18 protein-coding genes are annotated in these 19,700 nt (G+C 51.5%); 12 read left to right on the top strand and 6 right to left on the bottom strand.

Annotated elements, in window-relative coordinates; genetic code table 11:
* The first annotated feature begins 132 nt into the window (after nucleotides 1-132).
* From FMR86_RS03515 to FMR86_RS03530, 4 genes are all read left to right on the top strand, one after another.
* Nucleotides 133-408 (top strand): DNA-3-methyladenine glycosylase I, encoded by a 276-nt coding sequence (locus tag FMR86_RS03515; RefSeq protein ID WP_163349695.1) that lies wholly within the window; start codon nucleotides 133-135, stop codon nucleotides 406-408.
* Between the two features lie 218 nt (nucleotides 409-626).
* Nucleotides 627-977, top strand: a complete 351-nt coding sequence (locus tag FMR86_RS03520; protein ID WP_163349696.1) for a hypothetical protein — start codon at nucleotides 627-629, stop codon at nucleotides 975-977.
* A gap of 254 nt (nucleotides 978-1,231) precedes the next feature.
* Nucleotides 1,232-3,745, top strand: a complete 2,514-nt coding sequence (locus FMR86_RS03525; RefSeq protein WP_163349697.1) for a TIGR03960 family B12-binding radical SAM protein — start codon at nucleotides 1,232-1,234, stop codon at nucleotides 3,743-3,745.
* A gap of 269 nt (nucleotides 3,746-4,014) precedes the next feature.
* The gene (locus tag FMR86_RS03530) at nucleotides 4,015-5,310 is read left to right on the top strand and encodes a radical SAM/SPASM domain-containing protein (protein WP_163349698.1); all 1,296 of its coding nucleotides are present in this window, start codon (nucleotides 4,015-4,017) and stop codon (nucleotides 5,308-5,310) included.
* A gap of 29 nt (nucleotides 5,311-5,339) precedes the next feature.
* Here the strand turns inward: FMR86_RS03530 and FMR86_RS03535 are convergent, their stop codons facing one another.
* Nucleotides 5,340-5,783, bottom strand: coding sequence for a hypothetical protein (locus tag FMR86_RS03535; RefSeq protein WP_163349699.1), 444 nt, complete (start codon nucleotides 5,781-5,783; stop codon nucleotides 5,340-5,342).
* Nucleotides 5,784-6,045: 262 nt separating this feature from the next.
* Between FMR86_RS03535 and FMR86_RS03540 the strand changes: the two genes are divergently transcribed.
* The 8 genes from FMR86_RS03540 (at nucleotide 6,046) to FMR86_RS03575 (ending at nucleotide 14,367) form a co-directional block, all read left to right on the top strand.
* Nucleotides 6,046-7,659 (top strand): ABC transporter substrate-binding protein, encoded by a 1,614-nt coding sequence (locus FMR86_RS03540; RefSeq protein ID WP_163349700.1) that lies wholly within the window; start codon nucleotides 6,046-6,048, stop codon nucleotides 7,657-7,659.
* A gap of 347 nt (nucleotides 7,660-8,006) precedes the next feature.
* On the top strand, nucleotides 8,007-8,981 hold the full coding sequence (locus FMR86_RS03545; RefSeq protein WP_163349701.1) for an ABC transporter permease: 975 nt from the start codon (nucleotides 8,007-8,009) through the stop codon (nucleotides 8,979-8,981).
* Nucleotides 8,981-9,907, top strand: coding sequence for an ABC transporter permease (locus tag FMR86_RS03550; protein WP_163349702.1), 927 nt, complete (start codon nucleotides 8,981-8,983; stop codon nucleotides 9,905-9,907). The genes FMR86_RS03545 and FMR86_RS03550 overlap by 1 nt, the downstream gene beginning before the upstream one ends.
* A 2-nt stretch (nucleotides 9,908-9,909) precedes the next feature.
* On the top strand, nucleotides 9,910-10,878 hold the full coding sequence (locus FMR86_RS03555) for an ABC transporter ATP-binding protein (RefSeq protein ID WP_163349703.1): 969 nt from the start codon (nucleotides 9,910-9,912) through the stop codon (nucleotides 10,876-10,878).
* 9 nt (nucleotides 10,879-10,887) lie between these two features.
* Nucleotides 10,888-11,901, top strand: a complete 1,014-nt coding sequence (locus FMR86_RS03560; RefSeq protein ID WP_163349704.1) for an ABC transporter ATP-binding protein — start codon at nucleotides 10,888-10,890, stop codon at nucleotides 11,899-11,901.
* A 113-nt stretch (nucleotides 11,902-12,014) separates the two neighbouring features.
* Entirely contained in the window at nucleotides 12,015-12,788 is a 774-nt protein-coding gene (locus tag FMR86_RS03565; RefSeq protein ID WP_163349705.1) for a M48 family metallopeptidase, read from the top strand.
* 194 nt (nucleotides 12,789-12,982) lie between these two features.
* Nucleotides 12,983-13,717: a tetratricopeptide repeat protein gene (locus FMR86_RS03570; RefSeq protein ID WP_163349706.1), complete on the top strand. Its 735-nt coding sequence runs from the start codon at nucleotides 12,983-12,985 to the stop codon at nucleotides 13,715-13,717.
* Nucleotides 13,714-14,367 (top strand): flagellar brake protein, encoded by a 654-nt coding sequence (locus FMR86_RS03575; protein ID WP_163349707.1) that lies wholly within the window; start codon nucleotides 13,714-13,716, stop codon nucleotides 14,365-14,367. The genes FMR86_RS03570 and FMR86_RS03575 overlap by 4 nt, the downstream gene beginning before the upstream one ends.
* Nucleotides 14,368-14,421: 54 nt before the next feature.
* On the opposite strand, the gene bioB is transcribed toward FMR86_RS03575, so the two are convergent.
* The 5 genes from bioB to FMR86_RS03600 form a co-directional block, all read right to left on the bottom strand.
* On the bottom strand, nucleotides 14,422-15,405 hold the full coding sequence (gene bioB / locus FMR86_RS03580) for a biotin synthase BioB (RefSeq protein ID WP_163349708.1): 984 nt from the start codon (nucleotides 15,403-15,405) through the stop codon (nucleotides 14,422-14,424).
* A 4-nt stretch (nucleotides 15,406-15,409) separates the two neighbouring features.
* Nucleotides 15,410-16,681 carry an adenosylmethionine--8-amino-7-oxononanoate transaminase gene (bioA, locus tag FMR86_RS03585; RefSeq protein WP_163349709.1) on the bottom strand — a complete coding sequence of 424 codons (1,272 nt, stop codon included), beginning with the start codon at nucleotides 16,679-16,681 and terminating at the stop codon, nucleotides 15,410-15,412.
* Nucleotides 16,682-16,894: 213 nt separating this feature from the next.
* Nucleotides 16,895-17,587 carry a dethiobiotin synthase gene (gene bioD / locus FMR86_RS03590; RefSeq protein WP_163349710.1) on the bottom strand — a complete coding sequence of 231 codons (693 nt, stop codon included), beginning with the start codon at nucleotides 17,585-17,587 and terminating at the stop codon, nucleotides 16,895-16,897.
* Nucleotide 17,588: 1 nt separating this feature from the next.
* On the bottom strand, nucleotides 17,589-17,945 hold the full coding sequence (locus FMR86_RS03595) for a hypothetical protein (protein WP_163349711.1): 357 nt from the start codon (nucleotides 17,943-17,945) through the stop codon (nucleotides 17,589-17,591).
* Entirely contained in the window at nucleotides 17,938-19,599 is a 1,662-nt protein-coding gene (locus tag FMR86_RS03600) for a hydantoinase/oxoprolinase N-terminal domain-containing protein (RefSeq protein WP_163349712.1), read from the bottom strand. Before FMR86_RS03600 ends, FMR86_RS03595 begins: the two co-directional genes overlap by 8 nt.
* Nucleotides 19,600-19,700 lie beyond the last annotated feature (101 nt).

A 19,700-nucleotide genomic window follows, 5' to 3' on the forward strand; every position in this document is an offset into this window, starting at 1 on the left:
TACCCCCAAAACTCCCCGTCCGGCGCATGGTGTGCCGATGCGGGGAGTTTTTGCGGCTTTTCAAAATATCCCCTATTGAATTCCCCCACTGATCCGCATACCATTTCCCTCAACAAAAACAGGAGCCACCCCATGTCCCAACACCGCTGCCACTGGGCAAACCACGAACTCGAAACAACCTACCACGACACCGAATGGGGCGTACCCCTGCATGATGACCGCCGTCACTTTGAATTCCTCACCCTTGAAGGCGCGCAGGCCGGACTCTCATGGCTGACCGTGCTTAAAAAACGCGGATTCAATTTCGTGGGACCGACCATCTGCTATGCATACATGCAGGCCACCGGAATGGTTAACGATCATCTAATCAGCTGTTTTCGCCACAAAGAACTGCTCAAACTTAAATAGATTTAAGCACCCCTTGAAAACATCATTTCTATTTACATTCACATTCCCCTCAAGCCTTGACACACCGCACTTCTGGCACTAATTCTTACGAGTTGCCGGGAAAGGCAACCAGTGAACCGGAACCGGATTTTATAAAACCCGTCCGGTCTTTTTTTTCCAATGCAATTTAAACAGGCCGACCGCGCCGGACTTCGCGCAGCCTGACAAGGAGAATTCTAATGGCTTACGATGTAAAGCTTTTCAAACTGATCAACGGCGACATGGTTATCGGTAAGTGGGACGAAGCAAACAACAAAATCACTGATCCCGCAGTGCTCCAGACCGTTCCCGCACAGCAGGGCGTACAGATGATGATCCTGCCCTTCGGCTACCCCTTTGATAACGAAATCGAAGGCGAAATCGACGGCCGCCACATCATTTACGAGTACAAGAACTGTCCCGAAGATGTTTCCACCAAGTACCTCGAAGCTTCCAGCAACCTGACCCTCTCCTCCGGAGGCCTCGGCGGCATGGGATCAGGAATGGGCGGCGGTAACGTTTCCGATATTTCTGAACTTTTGAAGAAATAGTTTTTAATGCCTCCGGCGGCTGGGGAAGGGGAACTTTTGGAAAAGTTCCCCTTCCCCAGACCCCATCCCCTCAAAACTTTTTAGTATGCTTCGCAATTAGCGCACTAAGACGCTCTTCGAATATAAAAACGGCGAAGCCCTAATAAAAGTTTTTGAAGAGTCCAGAGAAACTTTTTCCAAAAAGTTTCTTTGGCCGCCGGAGGCAAAGTTTTTTCATAAAAAGCGCGTAGCGCATCAAATCTCAGGGTGTACTTTTGAAAAAGCTGCTTCCTCTCTTGCCTCGTCCTACCCGTTATCTTGGGTCTGAATGGGGTTCGGTCCACAAGGACCCTGCTAAGGTCAAGGCTCATATTGCCATTGGTTTCCCGGATCTTTATGAGATCGGCATGTCCTATCTCGGCCAGAAGATTCTGTATGAGATCGTCAACAAGCGTGCAGAATTCTACGCAGAACGGGCTTATACCCCCTGTCTGGAAACCGCAGAAATCATGCGTGAGCACGGCGAATTGCTGGCCACCCTTGAAAGCGACACCCCGCTAAAAGATGTGGATATTTTCTCGGTCAGCCTGACCCATGAGCTTTGCTACACCAATGTGCTCTTCATGCTCGACCTTGCCGGAATTCCACTTAGAGCGGTAGACCGCGACGATTCCTGCCCGCTGGTCATCGGCGGTGGCGGAGCCTGCTTCAACGCCGAACCTGTGGCGGATTTCTTTGACGTTATCATGCTCGGTGACGGCGAAGAATCCATCATCAAAGTCATGGAAGTTATTGCCCAGTGCAAGGAAGCAGGTCTGGGACGTAAAGCACGTCTTGAAAAGCTGGCCGAGCTGCCCGGAATTTATATTCCTGAATTTTTCGATCCTGAGAATCCCGGCGACTTCTTTGTGGAAAAAGCGGTGGTGGAAGATTTCGAACCCATCCCTTTTCCCAAGGAACAGATTCTGCCTTACGGTCAGGTCATCCATGACCGATTGACCATGGAGATCGCCCGTGGCTGCACCCGCGGCTGCCGCTTCTGTCAGGCCGGGATCATCTACCGCCCGGTACGCGAACGCACCCCGGAAACCCTGACCAAGACATTGATGGAAGGGCTGGAAGAAACCGGATATGAAGAGACGTCCTTTCTCTCGCTGAGCACCGGGGACTACTCCGCGCTGGATACTCTTTTCGCCAAATCATTCGATAACTGTGCTGCCGAGCAGATCTCCATTTCACTGCCGTCCCTGCGTGTCGGTTCCCTTTCCGAGCCGATCATGGAACGTATCGCCACCATCCGCCGCACCGGAGCCACACTTGCGCCCGAAGCCGGAAGCCAGCGCATGCGTGATGTGATCAACAAGGGCATCACCGAAGAGGCCCTGCTGGACCACGCGCTCATGCTTTATGAAAACGGCTGGCAGAACATCAAGCTCTACTTCATGATAGGTCTGCCTACCGAGACCTTTGAAGATCTCGATGCCATCGTGGACCTGTGCGTAAAAGTCCGCGATGTAGCCGGCAGACATATCAAGAAGCTGAACATCACCGCTGCGGTTTCGCCCTTTGTGCCCAAGCCGCACACGCCTTTCCAGTGGGAACGCCAGATTTCACTGGAAGAAATCGGCGAACGTCTGGACTACATGCGTGAACGGTTTGATAAACAGAAACGCATCAGGATGAAATCCCATATCCCGAAGATGACCTTCCTTGAAGGTATTTTCTCACGCGGTGACCGCAGGCTCGGCCCAGTAGTTGAAAGGGTTTATAAAAAAGGTGCCCTTTTCTCCAGCTGGAAGGACCACTTCAAACTTGAGCCTTTCCTTGAGGCCATGGAAGAGGAAGGACTTGATCCTGAAGAATTCACCGGAGCACGTGAGCACGACGCACGTCTGCCGTGGGACCACCTCTCCGCCGGAGTCAGCAAAAAATTCCTGCTCACCGAACTTGAACGCAGCCTGTCCGAAAAAATCACCGGGGACTGCCGTTACGAAGAGTGCCGCAATTGCGGGGTCTGTAACTTTGACGGCCGTAAATCCCTGCTCAAAAAACAGGCCGAAACCATGGACCTGCGTCCCAAGATGGTCTTTGAAACCCGCGATCAGGCCGGGGATGTTCCGCCTTTCGTACAGGAAGAAAAACCGGACCTCGGCATCAAGGGCAGCCATTTCCGCCTCTGGTATACCAAGACCGGGACTTCGGCCTACCTTTCACAGCTGGACCTGCAGCCCGTAATTGAACGGGCCATGCGCCGCGCCGAACTTCCGCTGACCTTCTCGCAGGGTTTCCACCCCATGCCGCGCATGTCCTTCGGGCGCGCCCTGCCTGTGGGTGTGGAAAGTATGAAAGAATGGATGAACATCATGCTGCGCACTGAAATCAGCGCGCAGGATCTGGTGGATCGCCTCAACAAACAGATGCCCATGGGCATGAAGATTGTAGGTGCTGATCCGCTGACCCTGTCCAAAAAGCAGAAGCATCCTGAAGTGGAAGATTTCACCCTGATCTTCACCTGTTACGACGAAGACGCCAAAGACAAAATGGACCGTCTGCGGGAATACGCCACATCGGATGAATATATCGTCTCCCACACCACCAAGAAAAAGGTGAAGGAGAAAAACATCCGCCCCATGCTGGTCAAATTCGATGAGCTGAATGAGCGGACCCTGAAGCTGACTTTTGATTGGACCACACTATATATGAGTCCGGTCAAGATGATCGCCGCCATCTGCCCCGGCACAACACTGCTGGACTATGATCTGACCAAGACCGATCAGCGGTTTGAGTAAAACAAGTCCTCGTCACATACTAAAATCAATACCCCCGCAATTTCTATTCAGACTTTGCGGGGGTATTTTCTTTTCATAGCAGCTTGACCAGCCTGCGTTTTGTTCAAATACAACATAATCTCAACCAGATGGATGAATTTACATCCCTCGAAATTAAACGTTGCAGTTTGACTACATACAGCCTTTCGGATAATTATCAGTTGAATTACTGACAGGTTCTCTTTTTGAAACAACCCTGAATCCGAACCCTCGACAAGGACGAATGCCAGATGAAAAAATCCGTAACTGAAAGCCTTGAAGAGGGCCGCAGATTGTGCACAGAAGGAGACAGGGACAGTGCATTGCGCGTTCTTGGCCATGCACTGCAAAAGGAACCGCTTAACAAAGAATTGATCGGGGCCATCATCGAAGCGGAATCCCCATTGACAGATCCGGATCATATCGTTCGACCTGACCAAAACGTAGATATCGACACCTATGCCCGACTCAAAATAGCCCAGAAGAAAATAGCGGACCTCGCTAGATTCGTCGAACTGAAATATCTGTATATTGATGTTTCCAACTACTGCAATTACAAATGCCACCACTGTAGAACCTGGGTACCGGATGCGGGAAAATTCCATATTCCCCTTGAGGATATCGAAGCGGTACTTATCAAGGTCGGGCAGGGACTGGAAAGCATCGAACGCATCACGGGCCGTTCCATCGACAAAAGCGAGATCATGGTCCAACCTCAGGGATACGGCGAACCGCTCATGTACCCTCATTTCGAGCAGACCTTGAAGCTGATCAATGATTACGGATTTGCGGTCAAATTAAATACCAACGGTTCACTCCTGTCAGGACGTCGCGCAGATCTGCTGGCCGAGGCCAACATCAAGGATATCAACGTCAGCATAGATGCGTCGTCTCCCGAGATGTATGCTAAATTCCGCAAAGGCGGCGACCTGCGCGTGGTCACGGAAAACCTCGAAGCCTTCATAGCGCGCTTCAAAGGCAAGGCTCAAAGACCGACCTTTGCGGTTTCCTTCTGCAACGCACCTCTCAATTCGCCGGAGCTACACGATTTCTGCCGCCAGTGGGCTCACAAGGTTGACCGAGTATTTATCCAACGATTTCGGGACTACACTAAAGACAAGGACACTTCACGCGACGATGAAATCGAACAGATCGGCATGGAACGCCATTTCTGCAACCGCCTGCCCGGTTATCTTACCATCAAGAGTAACGGTGATGCCATAAGCTGTGTATGCGGCACTCTGAACGTCGGCAATATTTTCACCCAGTCCTTTGAGGATGTGTTCCTGTCCGGTAAACGGTTGCAGACTTTCCATTGTCAGGAAACCGGTAAATACGACGACATCGACGCCTGCCGCGACTGCCGCAAATGGTACGAACAGAGCTACAAGAGCAACACCGGCCTGCTGGATATAGACGGAACAGACTATCTGGTCGTCAAGTCATTCTCATCCACGACCATTCTTAACCAGCACGGACATTCCATAAACAAGGATTTTGACCGTATTTCCATGGACGATCCGGATTTTGCACCGCCACCGCTGTAAACAGGATCATTCCCGGCTGCGAAGTTTTATTACCATGTCCAGAACGGCGGCCCGTCCTTGGTTATATCCATGTTGATTACCTTGTAGGCGTCGCGGGTCTCTTCACCCGCCCTTTTTATATTAATGATGACCGGTGCATTCCCCAGTCCTACGGTGGTGAATTCAAACCGCCAACGGCCGAAATCCCCCATCAGGCCGGAATCAGATTTCAAAATCTTGAACTTATCCAGAGTGACCAGTTCCGGGTCGAATGAAACACCGTCAAACTGATACCCGCCAGAGCCGGGGTTTCGCATTTCGAAAGCCAGCTTTTCTCCGGGCATCAATCCAAGGCTGATTTCATGCTTTCCATCCATGTCATATTCGGCAATTGAATCCCCGAAAGGGTTCAAGGATGCGCAACCGTTAAGAATAAAAACAAGTAAAATCAGGATCAACAGCCAATTTTTCGAATTATATTTTTTTATTTTCATGAATTCTGCATTTTTATGTGCCTATTTTGACACCAGCGTTAATAAATTATTTTTTGCGAAACATTTCAGCACGTTAAAAATTTGAGAAAAATCTGATTCAAGTGTAATAATATTAACCGCATACGGCAAGGGGAAGCCGTAGGCTATAACTGTTTTAACGGTTATAATACTCATTTCGACGTGCGCCTATTTCAGGGGTGTTCCTGAAAAATGGTGCTTGGTGCTTTTATCACAGTTTTTACCCTTTCTAAGGAGTGTGAGGATGAAACGTTCATTACTGTTTCTTGCGCTTGTTGCTATTCTGAGCCTCGGCCTTGCCGGGTGCAGCGCGGAAAAAAAAGAAGAGGCCCCTGCCAAAAAGGAAACCACTGAAGCAGCTCCCGCTGCCGCAGCAGGTAAAACCCTGAAACTGGCCATGGATGCCGACCCTGTCTCCCTTGACCCTCATGTACAGCTTTCCGGTGGTATGCTCCAGTACTCCCACATGGTTTTCGATCCTCTCGTACGCTGGGCCAAAGACGGTTCCTTCGAGCCTCGTCTTGCTGAAAAATGGGAACGTATTGATGACAAAACCATGCGTTTTCACCTGCGCAAGGGCGTAAAATTTCATTCCGGCAACCCTTTTACCGCTGAAGACGTTGTCTGGACCATCGAACGCCTCAAAAAGAGTATAGACTACAAAGGTCTGTTCGAACCTTTCGCTCCCGCTAAAGTTGTCGATACCAACACCGTGGACATCATCACCAAAGAGCCTTACGGTCTGCTGCTGAACATGGCTACCTACATTTTCCCCATGGACAGCAAGTTCTACACCGGCAAAGACGAATCCGGCCAGCCCAAAGACGCCATCGTCAAGACCGGCCCCTCTTTCGCCAATGTTAACGAATCCGGTACCGGTAAATACATGGTTGCCGAACGTGAACAGGGCGTACGCGTAGTCTTCAAAGCTTTCCCCGAATACTGGGACAAAGCAGGTAACGTGGATACCATCATCCTGACCCCCATTAAAAACGACGCTACCCGTGTGGCAGCCCTGCTCTCCGGCGATGTTGATTTCATCATGCCCGTTCCCCCGCAGGATCTGAAGCGCGTAGATTCCACCGAAGGTCTGCAGCTGGTAACCATGTCCGGTTCCCGCATCATCACCTTCCAGCTGAACCAGAAACGCCAGAAGCCTTTCCAGAACCCCAAGGTTCGTCAGGCTATCGTATACGCTACCGATAACACCGGTATTGTTAATAAAGTCATGAAAGGTTTCGCCACTGTTGCAGCACAGCAGGGTCCCGAAGGCTTCGCAGGCTACAATGCTGAGCTCAAGCCCCGCTTCGACCTTGAAAAGGCCAAACAGCTCATGAAAGAAGCCGGTTACGAAAACGGTTTTGAGTGCACCATGATCGCACCCAACAACCGTTACGTTAATGATGAAAAGATCGCGGAAGCATTTGTTTCCATGCTCGGTAAAATCGGCATCAAGGTCAGCCTGAAGACCATGCCTAAAGCCCAGTACTGGGATCAGTTCGACGCTCAGGTTGCCGACATCCAGATGATCGGCTGGCACCCTGACACCGAAGACTCCGCCAACTACACTGAGTTCCTGCTCATGTGCCCCAACAAGGAAACCGGTTACGGCCAGTACAACAGCGGCAACTACTGCAACCAGGAAGTTGATTCCCTCGTAATCGGCTCCCAGACTGAAACCGACCTTGCCAAGCGCAACGCAATGCTCCAGAAAGTAGAAAAAATCCTCTACGACGAAGCAGCATTCGTACCCCTGCACTGGCAGAACCTGTCCTGGGCTTCCAAGGACGGTATGAACACTGAAGAGATCTGCAACGTTCAGAACTTCCCCTACTTCGGCGACCTCGTCATCAAGTAGTGGAGATCACAGCATAAAGCTACAATCAAAGGGAACTCCGATTCGGGGTTCCCTTTGATGTGTTTAAAGACATGCCTTCGGCGACGCTACCGCGGGTCCCTCCGGGGGCTTAAACCCTTTTCCAAAAGGGTTTAAGAATCCCAAAACGTTTTAATAAGGCTTCGCCGTCTTTGAATTCAAAGATAGTCTGAGCGCGCCACATGCGAAGCATAACTAAAACGTCTTTGAAAGAGAGGGGATGGGGTCTGGGGAAGGGGAGAGAAAACTTTGGGCGTTAGCAAAGTTTTCTCTCCCCTTCCCCAGCCGCCGGAGGCACACAACATTGTCCGTCTGGAGTAATTTAAAAAATGTTTGCTTTTATAGTCCGCAGGATCGCGCAGGCGATCATAGTCATGCTGATCATCAGCTTCATCGGCTTTGCCATCAAGCAGAGCTTCGGTGACCCGGTGCGCGAGATCACGGGTGTTTCCGTATCCGCTGCTGAAAGGGAAAAAATCAGGGACGAACTCGGCCTGAACGATCCGTTCATGGTCCAGTTCGGCAGATTCATGCAGGGAGCGGTCCAGGGGGATATCGGTCGCTCTTTCTTTTACAAAAAGTCAGCTCTAGAGGTTATCCTGAGCAAGGCTCCTGCCACCCTTGAACTGGTCATCTGTTCCGCCTTGATCATTGTAATTTTTTCCATTCCGCTGGGTATTTATTCGGCCATCAGGCCAAAAAACCTGTTCTCGCGATTCGTCATGGGCGGGTCTATTGTCGGGGTATCCATCCCGGTATTTTTGACTGCGATCCTAATGATTTACGTATTTTCAGTAGAACTGCACTGGCTGCCGTCCTACGGACGCGGCGAGACAGTAAACATCGGCGGCTGGCGCACCGGATTTTTGACCGCCGATGGCTGGCTGCATTTGATCATGCCTTCCATCGCTCTTTCTTCCATTATGCTTCCGCTTTTTATCCGTCTCATCCGTTCCGAGATGATGGAAGTGCTTGAAAACGACTACATTAAATATGCATGGGCCAAAGGCCTTATGCCCAAGCGGGTCTGGATCGTCCATGCCTTCAAAAACACCCTGCTCCCGGTCATCACCGTGGGCGGCGTACAGCTAGGGACCATGATTGCCTTTACCATCCTCACTGAGACCGTATTCCAGTGGCAGGGCATGGGCTTCATGTTTATTGAGGCTGTGGAACGCGGCGATGCTCCGCTTATGGTTGCCTACCTCATGGTGGTCGGGCTGATTTTCGTAGTTGTAAACACCGTGGTTGACGTCATTTACGGACTGGTCAACCCGCAGGTCAGAATAGCGGGGCAGAAATAATGAAAACCAGATCACGCTGGCAGAGATTCAAGGAATCATATTTTCTGCACGACTTCCTGCACGACAAAGTGGCCATGACCAGCTTCTGTATTCTGGTCGTGCTCCTGTTCATGGGTTTTGCGGCACCGCTGATCGCGCCTTTTAATCCATACAGTGCCCACAGCATCGACATCATGAACGCGGAAATTCCGCCTTCATGGCTGCCCGGCGGGGATTCAAGCTTCCTGCTCGGCACTGACGCACAGGGCCGCGACCTTTATTCCACCATGCTCTACGGCATGCGCGTATCACTGATCATCGGCATCGGTGCTGTCTGCCTGCAGGCGTTCCTCGGCATCATGGTCGGGCTGGTGGCCGGATTCATGGGCAAAAGGGTGGAATCCATCCTCATGCGCGTGGCCGACGTACAGCTTTCCTTTTCCACCTACATGGTTGCGATTTTCATCTCAGCCATCTTTCAGGCCATGTTCGGGGTCGCCAAGTATGAGGAAATCGCAGTTCCACTGCTGATTCTGGTCATCGGTTTTGCTGAATGGCCGCAGTACGCGCGTACCGTGCGTGCATCCGTACTGGCGGAAAAAAAGAAAGAATACGTGGAAGCGGCCAAAGTTATCGGCCTTTCCCAGAAAAGGATCATGTGGCGGCATGTACTGCCCAACACCCTCTCCCCGGTCTTTGTTATCTCCACCATTCAGGTGGCCAACGCCATCATGAGTGAGGCAGCTCTTTCCTTCGTCGGACTGGGTATGCCTGTGACCCAGCCTTCGCTGGGCTCGCTGATCAACGTGGGCTTCGAATACATCTTCAGCGGGTCGTGGTGGATCACCATGTTCCCCGGTATCGTGCTCGTGGTACTCATTCTAGTCATCAACCTGCTCGGTGACTGGCTGCGCGACTTCCTCAACCCGAAACTGTATAAGGGGTAACAATGCAACCGCTTCTTGATGTTAAGAATTTAAGTGTCGAGTTCGCATTGCGCCAAGGTCCCCTTGAGGCAGTGAAGAACGTGAGTTTCTCCCTTGATAAGGGGGAAAGGCTCGGTCTGGTGGGTGAATCCGGGGCCGGTAAATCCGTGACCGGTTTTTCCGTCATCAACCTCATCTCCAAGCCCGGATATATATCGGGCGGGTCGATCATGTTTGAAGGACAGGATCTCGCGAAAATGCCTTTTGATAAGATGCGCGGCATTCGCGGCAACCGCATCTCCATGATCTTTCAGGACCCCATGATGACCCTGAACCCGGTACTGACTGTGGGCACCCAGATGGTGGAAACAGTGCTGGCCCATATGGACGTCACCCGTAAGGAAGCGGAAGAAATTGCGCTGGAAAAACTGCGCAAGGTCTACATCCCTTCCCCGCGCAAACGTCTGGCCCAGTACCCGCACGAATTCTCCGGCGGCATGCGCCAGCGCATCGTCATCGCCATTTCGCTTTTGACCGATCCGGCACTGATCATCGCCGATGAACCGACCACCGCACTGGACGTAACCATTCAGGCCGAGATCATGGACCTGCTGCTGGAACTCTGTGAAACCGACAATATGGGCCTGATCCTGATCACCCATGACCTCGCCGTTGTCTCGGAAGTAACCCAGCGTATCGCGGTCATGTACGCAGGCGGAATCGTGGAAACAGGTTCCACCCGTCAGGTCACCGAAAATCCGGGCCATCCCTACACACAGGGACTCATTGCCGCTCTTCCGCAATCCGGCGGAGCAGGCAACCGGTTGACCCAGATTCCCGGTGCCATGCCCTCGCTCATGAATATGCCCGCAGGCTGTCCCTTCAATCCCAGATGTGCGCACTGTACGGACATCTGTAAGCAGGAACTGCCCACACTGAAAGAAAATAAATCCGGTATTCTGGTGGCCTGCCACCATGCCGACAAAGTATAGAGATTCGTCATGAGTACCGATTCCCTCGTAAAAATAAAAAATCTGGTCAAGCACTTCGACATTTCCGGCGGACTGCTCGACCAGTTGCAAATGGAAGACGGACGCATCACACGCAAGCACACCATCGTCAAAGCGGTCAACAACGTCAGCTTTGAAATTAAGAAAGGTGAAACCTTAAGCGTGGTCGGCGAATCCGGTTGCGGTAAATCCACCCTTGCAAGAACCGTTATGGGCCTTTATCCGCCCAATTCCGGTGAAGTGCACTACGGCGGAGAACGCATCGACCACCTGCCCCACGCGCAGATGCTGCCCTACCGCACAAAAATGCAGATGGTTTTTCAGGACCCGTATGCCTCGCTGAACCCGCGCATGACCGTGCGCCAGATCATTGAAGAGCCCATCTACTTCCACAACAAAGGTATCTCAAGGGGTGACGCCAAGGACAAGCTCCATGAAGTCATGCGCAGTGTGGGTATGGACCCGGAATGGGCCGGCAACTACCCCCATGAATTCTCCGGCGGCCAGCGTCAGCGTATCTCCATTGCCCGTGCTCTGGCCGTGGAACCGGAATTCATCGTGGCCGATGAACCCATTGCCGCGCTGGATGTTTCCATTCAGGCCCAGATTCTGAACCTGCTCATGGATGCGCAGGAAGATCGCAATCTGACCTACCTGTTCATCAGTCACGATCTGTCCGTTGTGGAACACATCTCCACCCGTGTGGCGGTAATGTATCTGGGCAGCCTCTGTGAACTGGGAACAGCCAAGGAGATTTTTGCAAGTCCGCAGCATCCGTACACAAGGGCACTGCTCTCGGCCATTCCGACCCTTGGCGGAGAAAAGAAAAAACACATCCACCTTTCCGGTGACGTGCCCACGCCCATCAATCTGCCTCCGGGATGCGTATTCCATGGCCGTTGCCAGTTTGCCAATGACCGCTGCCGGGAAGAAATTCCCCGCGCCCGCAATCTGGAAAACGGCACCCTCTGTGCCTGCCACGCCGTGGAAGAGGGCAGGCTGTAGTTAAAAGACAAAAAGAATCCTTTCCTGTCGACAAAAACAGCAAGGCCCGTTTATAATTTAAGCGGGCCTTGCGTTATAATTATAGATAATGAAAAAATGCATTTGGGGTAATGATGGGCAATTCACATGAAATTCTGGGGGTTTATTCCCAAAACATTAAATCGCATATCGGGACCGGAACAACTGCAAAGAGGACCGTAAACACAACCTACCACTATGTCACCCGCGTCGGGATTCATTACCACACCCAGCCTTTGAACGAACAGGACGTTCCTTCCGGCATGGTCAATATTGTTGCTGAAAAAGATTTCATTAAACAGTACTCCCCTGAAGTATACTACTACCAGCGCAAAACCCTGCCCGCCCTGAAAACCCTGCACGCCAAAATTGAAAAAGGTGAAGAGGCTTTTGAAGAGGGCAAACTGGATGAAGCGGAACACGCTTTTGCAGAAGCCCTGCTGCTGGACCCGGATAATCCCAAGGCCAATCTGGGCATGGGTACTGTCCAGTGCTCAAAAGAAAATTTCGAAAAACTAGCTGAAGTCATTAAAGTCCTGCTGAATCTGGATACTGTGTTTCTGGAGGAGCAGCGCCATGAATTCAATATCTTCGGTATCGCTCTGCGCAAAAACAAACGCTACAAAGAAGCCATCAGCTTCTACAGCAAGGCCCTTGAAATCCATCAGGATGATGAAAACCTGCATTTCAACATCGCCCGTGCATATTTTGAAACAAACAATAAAGAAGATGCCCTGATCCATATAGAAAAAGCACTCGAAATAAACCCTGAACAGGAAGCGACAATTCTTTTCAAGAAATACCTGCTCAAAAAGAAGAAAAAGAAGAAAGCAAAACCGAAACCTGCCGTCCCTGAACATGAAAAATAACAGAACTAACATTCCATAAAAACATACAAAACACGCATCAACGGCTGAATCCAGCCTGATATTGAGAATTCTAATCGACTTTTTTGAAAAGCCTGCTTATAACCAGCAGGCTTTTAATTTTACAAAATACTAAAATACATTATAAATAATACACTCAGCTTACTTGAGATAAATGAATTTTCAGAGAGGGGTCGATGGGAGACATTTCGCAAGTACTTGGTGTTTTTTCTAAAAACATCAAAGACTACACCGGGGCAGGAGCGACCATGCAGCGTTCCGAAAGCAAGACATACTATTATGTCACCCGTTCCGGCGTGGACAAGTACCAAGTCCAGCCCCTGAATGAACAGAATATCCCCTCCGGCATGGTGATTGTCCTCAACAAAAAAGAATTCATCACCCAGTATGCCCCGGAACTGAAATACTACGAGAAGAAAACCCTCCCGGCTTTGAAATCCCTGAAAGCCAAAATAGACAAAGGCGAAAAACAATTCATTGACGGCAATCTCGATGAAGCCGAACAATCCTTTGCCAAAGCTCTTTTTCTGGACCCGGAACACCCCAAGGCCAATCTGGGGATGGGCTCGGTTCAATGCAGCAAACAAAATTTCACTAAATTATCCGGCATCGTAGACAGGCTTCTGAATAACGATGCCGTGTTCATGGAAAGCCAGCGTCAGGAATTTAACCTTTTCGCCATAACCCTTCGTAAACAAACGCTATTTGACGAAGCCATCACTTTTTACAACAAAGCTATTGAAATCAATCCCAACGATGAAAACCTGCATTTCAATACCGCCAGAGCCTATTTTGACGCCGGAGACAACGATATGGCACTGGAACACCTTGATAAAGCACTTGAAATTGCCCCCACACTTGAAGTAGCCTCTATGTTCAAGAAATACATCGTTAAGCGGAAAGGTAAATGATCTCCCAGAAGGAAAAACTCAAGGCCGCCTGTACACCCGGCCTGAAAATCACCATTGAACTCGGCGGACTCAATGACAAAGCCCCGACTATTGTAGTCGGCGGGGATTTCACCAAATCCCTCATTGTCAAAGAGCCCATGGTTCACCATGCGGATAAGCAGCTATGGGGTGACTATATGTACCCGGGCAACGAAGCCACTGTCCGTTATATTTTTGAAGGAATTGCTTCCGGCTACAAAACCAAAGTAGTCAGGATGATAACCACCCCGGACAGACTTCTGTTTCTGGAATATCCCAAACGGATTGAGTCCTACAATCTGCGCAGGCACAAACGGGTATCCTGTTTCATGGAAGCCAAGATTAAACTCGGAGAAGAAAAAACCGTAGCCGTATTGGAAGACCTGAGTACCAGCGGTTGCTGCATAAGCTATATTCAGGATAAAAAAACTCCTGACCCGGAAATAGGCGACGACATGAAAGTCTACTGCCCCTACTTTACGGAAAACGGAGAGACCTTCATTCCCTGCAAAGTACAACGCTGCACCAAGGATTCACGCAAAACCGTACTGGGTATGACTTTTGAAAAACCATCCCCGGAAATCCTCATAAAAATACAGGATTACGTGGCTACAATCCTCTACCACTCCTGACAAAAATTTCAAAAAGGAAGCCCGGCTGAACAACTCAACCGGGCTTCCTTTTTTTTATTTCTTGCTTCGGACCGTAAGCCCCAGATCTTCAAGCATGGTCAGGTCGTGATCTATGCCCTGCCCGGATACAGTCAGGAAATCCCCGACCATAAGCCCGTTGCACCCGGCATGAAAAATAAAAGACTGCAATGAACGCAGTGCCGCCCGTCCGGCAGCCATGCGCACTTCCGCATGGGGATTGACCAGCCGGAACATGGCGATGGTCAGCAGGATTTCAAGGGGCTGCAAAGGATCAACATCCTCCAGCGGGGTTCCCGGAATAGGAATCAGGAAATTAAGCGGAATGGAATCCACTTCCAGCTCCGCAAGGGCCAATGCCAACTCCACCCGTTGCTGATGGCTTTCGCCAAGCCCCAGCAACCCGCCGCAGCAGACCTCAAGCCCGGCCTTTTTGGCATCACGCACGGTTCGCACCCGCTCCGCATAGCTGTGGGTGGTACAGATATTGGGAAAGTAACTTTCCGCAGCTTCTAGATTATGATGATAGCGGAGCACACCCGATTCGCGCAGCTTCTTCAAGGACTCAAAATCAAGACAGCCCAGCGATGCGCAGTGATTAAAACTCTTACCGCGCATACCGTCCACAGCCTCGCAGATATGCTCAAGGGACTTGCCCTTAAGTGCCCTACCGCTGGTCACATAACTGAAGAATTCAAGGGGCGACTGCCCGGCCTTTTCAGCACAATCCCGGATCTCCTCCACCGGCATTAACGGATAGGCCGGAGCCGGGGTGCCCGTAAAATGGCTGGACTGGGCACAGAAAGTACAGTCCTCGGAACAATTCCCGCTGCGCACATTGGCGATGGAACAAAGGCTGACCTCACGTCCGAACCTGCGCATGGTCATGGTATGTGCGGCATGCATAATTTCAGCAAGTTCGCCATGGGAAGCACCGAGCAGCGAAACCGCAGTATGCTCGTCAATGGGACCGCCGCCGTGAACCGCAGTCCACAAGGCCTGTTTCTCTTTTCTATCCAAAACATTACCCCTGCAGGCCGACCACTTCACAAATGGCGGAAGTCAGGGCCTCAAGCTCAAGGTTCGAAATAACATAGGGCGGCATCACATAAACAAGCTTTCCAAAAGGCCGCACCCAGACACCGCGTTTAACAAATTCCCGCTGGATGGAATCCATATCCACAGGCTTCTTCAACTCAACCACACCGATAGCTCCAAGGCAGCGCACATCAGCCACCGCATTGGATTTTGCGCATGGAGCCAGCCCGGAACAGAGCAGCTCGGTGATTTCCGCCACCCGCTCTTTCCAGTTACTCTCCAGCAGCAGATCAATAGAAGCACTAGCCACCGCGCAGGCCAGCGGGTTGCCCATAAAGGTCGGACCGTGCATAAACACCCCGCCCTTGGAAGAAATTCCCTCAGCCACTTCCTTTGTTGCAAGGGTGGCGGCCAGTGTCATCATGCCCCCGGTAATAGACTTGCCCATACACATGATATCCGGGCTGATCCCGGCCATTTCACTGGCAAACATGGCCCCGGCGCGTCCGAATCCGGTGGCGATTTCATCGCAGATGAGCAGAACATTGTGCTTATCACAAGCCTCACGGACCCGTTTCAGATATTCCGGGGAATAAAAACGCATGCCCCCGGCCCCCTGCACCACAGGCTCCAGAATTACCGCCGCCAGCTCATGGGCATGTGTTTCGATCTTACCCTTAAAATCAGCAAAATCTTCATCAGTGCAGCCGTCAGCATATCCGCACAGCGGAGTATCGGCAAAAACATGTTCCGGCAGCACCGAGCTAAACATGGAATGCATACCGTTTACCGGATCGCAGACCGACATGCAGCCGATGGTGTCACCGTGGTAACCGTTGCGGATGGTCATCAGCCTGTTTTTCTCCGGCCTGCCCGCGGCATACCAGTACTGGATAGCCATCTTGATGGCCACTTCCACGGAAACCGAACCGGAATCAGCCAGAAAGACCTGTTGCAGCGGTTCCGGGGAAATCTCAACCAACTTGCGGGCCAGTTCCACCGCAGGTTCGTGGGTCAGCCCGCCGAACATCACATGGGGCATGGTCTCGGCCTGATCACGCAGAGCTTTAATCAGCACCGGATTGTTATATCCGTGGATAGCGCACCACCACGAAGCCATGCCGTCAATCAGCTCGGTACCGTCCTCAAGAACGATCTTAACGCCCTCGGTACGCTTTACCGGATAAACTGTTAGCGGATGAGTAGCAGATGTGTACGGATGCCAAAGATGGTTTTTGTCGAATTCAAGAATGGACATAATTAGCCTCCGGCGGCCCTGCCGGGGGCCTTAAACCCTTTTTGTAAAAAGGGTTTAAGAATCCCAAAAACTTTTATTAGGGCTTCGCCATTTTGATTATGAAAATGCAATTAATTGGAAAAAGAACAAACAAAACTATTAAAAGTTTTAGGAGAGTCCAGAGAACCCTTTTCTAAAAGGGTTCTTTGGCCCCCGGAGGGCCGCCGGAGGCAGCTAAGAATTAAGTGCTTCGTCTATGAGTTCCCAACATTTGGGATCATTGTAATCCCAATTTTCGATATATGGAATGGAAGCGATTACTTTTACTTCGGAGATTTTTTCGATGAAACGGATATTCTCTTCGGCCATGCCGTATTCTTCGGGAGCGGGCCTGTTGGGCGCGGTCATGACCAGCCCGGAAATATCCAGCCCGGACTGCTGCAAAGCTGCAATGGAAAGCAGTGCTTCGTTAATGCAGCCGAGCTTGTTCTCGATGACCAGAATAACCGGGTAGCCCAGCTCTTTCATGAGGTTCAGCATGGATGCTTCCTCAGAAAGGGGAACCATTATGCCCCCGGCACCTTCCACCAGCAGAAAATCATCCCCTTCCAATTCACGGACCTTGGCGGCGATCTGGACGGGATCAAGCTCCACCCCGGCCAGTTTTGCGGCCAGATGCGGGGAAGTGGGCGGCTCGAAAATATACGGACACTGACGATCCATATCCCAGACCGCCCCGGCAGCGCGGTAAACATCGCCATCCGGGGAATCAAGGGTCCCGTCAGGCAGGACAACTGCCCCGGACTGCACAGGCTTGACCGGAAGTATGGACCTTCCTGATTTCATGAAGAAACGGGCAAGCCCTGCGGTAACCACAGTCTTGCCCACATCAGTACCTGTTCCGGTAATGAAAAATCCCGCAGACAATTTATTCCACCCCGCCGGATTCGATTACTTCCAGCGGATCGTTCTCGCTCTCAGGCGCAAAGAAAAGTTCTTTGTCATAAGGTCCGAAATGGCCTTCATCACCTACGAGGGTGAAAAATTCGATACGCGGATAGCGGCGGCAGCGTTCTTCCTTAACTTTATTAGCGACGTAGTAATTAAATTTATCCATGGAATGGGTGGACTGACCCAGATCGATTACCCGGTCTGCGAATTCGCACCATGCATGGGCAACCCACTTATCGTCCTTGAAAATCCAACCGTGAACAACTTCGACTTCGGAATTCTCGCTGGCAGGTTCAAGGCAGTATTCATATGCTGAAGGTTGATTTCTACTCATCAGTGTCGTCCCCTTTGGTTTTATCAAGAGCCATTTTAATTGCGCCCAGCGCGTTCCCCACTTCGTGATGGTCCGGGAAAACAGCTTCGGTGTGCAGCTTCTCGGCCACCTCGGGCAACAACTTCTGCGCAGCGGCACCGATACCCACGATGGGCAGGTTCAGGGAAGCGTCAAAGCTGACCAGCGGACTTGAGGCGCGCCCGGAAATAAACCCGGCCATGTTACCGCCGATTTCCTTGCGCACAATGTGTTCAAGCATGGCGTTTTCGATCTTGGTCCTTGTTTCGGAAAGAACCATGCCCGCAAAGCCCGGACCGTCCAGATCAAATTCCTTGCCCAGAATAGCTGCTGCGGCTTCGGAAACAGTCTTATCACCGATTGCAAGATGTCCTTGGACGTGCAGTGCATCGGTAGGGGTAAAGCCTACTTCTTCCACCAGCTGTTCACGCACGAGTTTTCGGACTTTATCGCCGAGCCCGATTTCGCCGAGCCCGGTTCCGGCCATGATCTGGCCGAAGGTGGAGGGGCCGTTTGCAAAAAGATATTTCAAGACTTCATCATCGGAAGTTTCGTCCGCAGAAGGCCCGGTCTTCAGCAGATGTGACTCATGCCCCTTGCCGATCCATCTATCCGGTGCGGGAATATCTCCGGCCATGCACAGGGGCACAACCCGGCCCGGACCGACTTCAAAATTGCCGGACCTGTTGATGCGTGCGAAACTGTCGCCGCCCACGCCCACGGTGAACATTTCCACCGCCTCAACATGGGTTTCCCAGTCGCCGATGATGGAACCGGATTCCTGAATGGTAGGCTGCGAATTACGGATCAGGGTCACATCGGTGGTGGTACCGCCCACGTCAACGATGAGCGCGTCCTTTTCCGGGGAATAGATGGAGCCGTAGTAAGCGGTGGATGCCGGGCCGCTGGCAAAAGTATCCGCCGCGCGCTGCACCGCATCTTCCATTGACATGGGAGTGGCATTACCGCGCACAACCACAACGGATGACCCCAGTCCGCGTTCGTCAAGGGTCTTGCCGACCCCGGACAGAAATTCTTCCATCACCGGCATAAGCCGGGCATTGAGCACCGCAGTGGCCGCACGTTCGGCCTGCCCTGCACGGGTACTGATGGTATGGGAGCAGAAAACGGGCTGGGGATCGGTCAGGGAAATAGCTTTTTCAGCAATGAGTTCGTGGGCGGGGTTCTTGATACTCATAGCCGAGCAGACAGCGTAAGCATCCACATGTCCGGCCATGTCCTGAATGCCATCCACAAGAGACTCAACATCCAGCGGATCTTCTTCCATACCGGTTATCTTATGCCCGCCCTTCACGTAACGCAGGGTCACAACCGGAAGCTTCAGAACTTTGGTGGTGCCGATCATGAACAGCCCGACCCGCGCGCCTTTGTTCTCCACAACGGCATTGGTAGCCAAAGTGGTGGAAACGGAAACAAGTTTGACCTCATCGGGGCTGATCCCGCTTGCCTTCATGGCTTTATCAAGGGAAGAAGCCAGACCGAGGCTCAGGTCGTGATGGGTGGTGGGAGATTTGGCCGTAGCCACCACGCTGGAATCAGCGCACTTTACAACAACAGTATCAGTGTATGTTCCGCCGGTATCAATACCGATGGCATAACCGCTCTCAAAGCTCATTGCACATATATCCTTCGCCCGCAGGAGGCATTATTGTTCTTGGACAGGCTGCTCCATCGCAAATCCTGACCAGTACAAATAATGCCGCTTTTGCCGATTGG

The organism is Desulfovibrio sp. JC010, assembly GCF_010470675.1.
GTDB lineage: Bacteria > Desulfobacterota > Desulfovibrionia > Desulfovibrionales > Desulfovibrionaceae > Maridesulfovibrio.

Excerpts from the sequence above, each read along its gene's own strand:
- FMR86_RS03515 (WP_163349695.1), top strand. The coding sequence starts at position 133 with ATGTCCCAACACCGCTGCCACTGGGCAAACCACGAACTCGAAACAACC.
- FMR86_RS03520 (WP_163349696.1), top strand. The coding sequence starts at position 627 with ATGGCTTACGATGTAAAGCTTTTCAAACTGATCAACGGCGACATGGTT.
- FMR86_RS03530 (WP_163349698.1), top strand. The coding sequence starts at position 4,015 with ATGAAAAAATCCGTAACTGAAAGCCTTGAAGAGGGCCGCAGATTGTGC.
- FMR86_RS03535 (WP_163349699.1), bottom strand. The coding sequence starts at position 5,783 with ATGAAAATAAAAAAATATAATTCGAAAAATTGGCTGTTGATCCTGATT.
- FMR86_RS03540 (WP_163349700.1), top strand. The coding sequence starts at position 6,046 with ATGAAACGTTCATTACTGTTTCTTGCGCTTGTTGCTATTCTGAGCCTC.
- FMR86_RS03545 (WP_163349701.1), top strand. The coding sequence starts at position 8,007 with ATGTTTGCTTTTATAGTCCGCAGGATCGCGCAGGCGATCATAGTCATG.
- FMR86_RS03550 (WP_163349702.1), top strand. The coding sequence starts at position 8,981 with ATGAAAACCAGATCACGCTGGCAGAGATTCAAGGAATCATATTTTCTG.
- FMR86_RS03555 (WP_163349703.1), top strand. The coding sequence starts at position 9,910 with ATGCAACCGCTTCTTGATGTTAAGAATTTAAGTGTCGAGTTCGCATTG.
- FMR86_RS03560 (WP_163349704.1), top strand. The coding sequence starts at position 10,888 with ATGAGTACCGATTCCCTCGTAAAAATAAAAAATCTGGTCAAGCACTTC.
- FMR86_RS03565 (WP_163349705.1), top strand. The coding sequence starts at position 12,015 with ATGGGCAATTCACATGAAATTCTGGGGGTTTATTCCCAAAACATTAAA.
- FMR86_RS03570 (WP_163349706.1), top strand. The coding sequence starts at position 12,983 with ATGGGAGACATTTCGCAAGTACTTGGTGTTTTTTCTAAAAACATCAAA.
- FMR86_RS03575 (WP_163349707.1), top strand. The coding sequence starts at position 13,714 with ATGATCTCCCAGAAGGAAAAACTCAAGGCCGCCTGTACACCCGGCCTG.
- bioA (WP_163349709.1), bottom strand. The coding sequence starts at position 16,681 with ATGTCCATTCTTGAATTCGACAAAAACCATCTTTGGCATCCGTACACA.
- FMR86_RS03595 (WP_163349711.1), bottom strand. The coding sequence starts at position 17,945 with ATGAGTAGAAATCAACCTTCAGCATATGAATACTGCCTTGAACCTGCC.
- FMR86_RS03600 (WP_163349712.1), bottom strand. The coding sequence starts at position 19,599 with ATGAGCTTTGAGAGCGGTTATGCCATCGGTATTGATACCGGCGGAACA.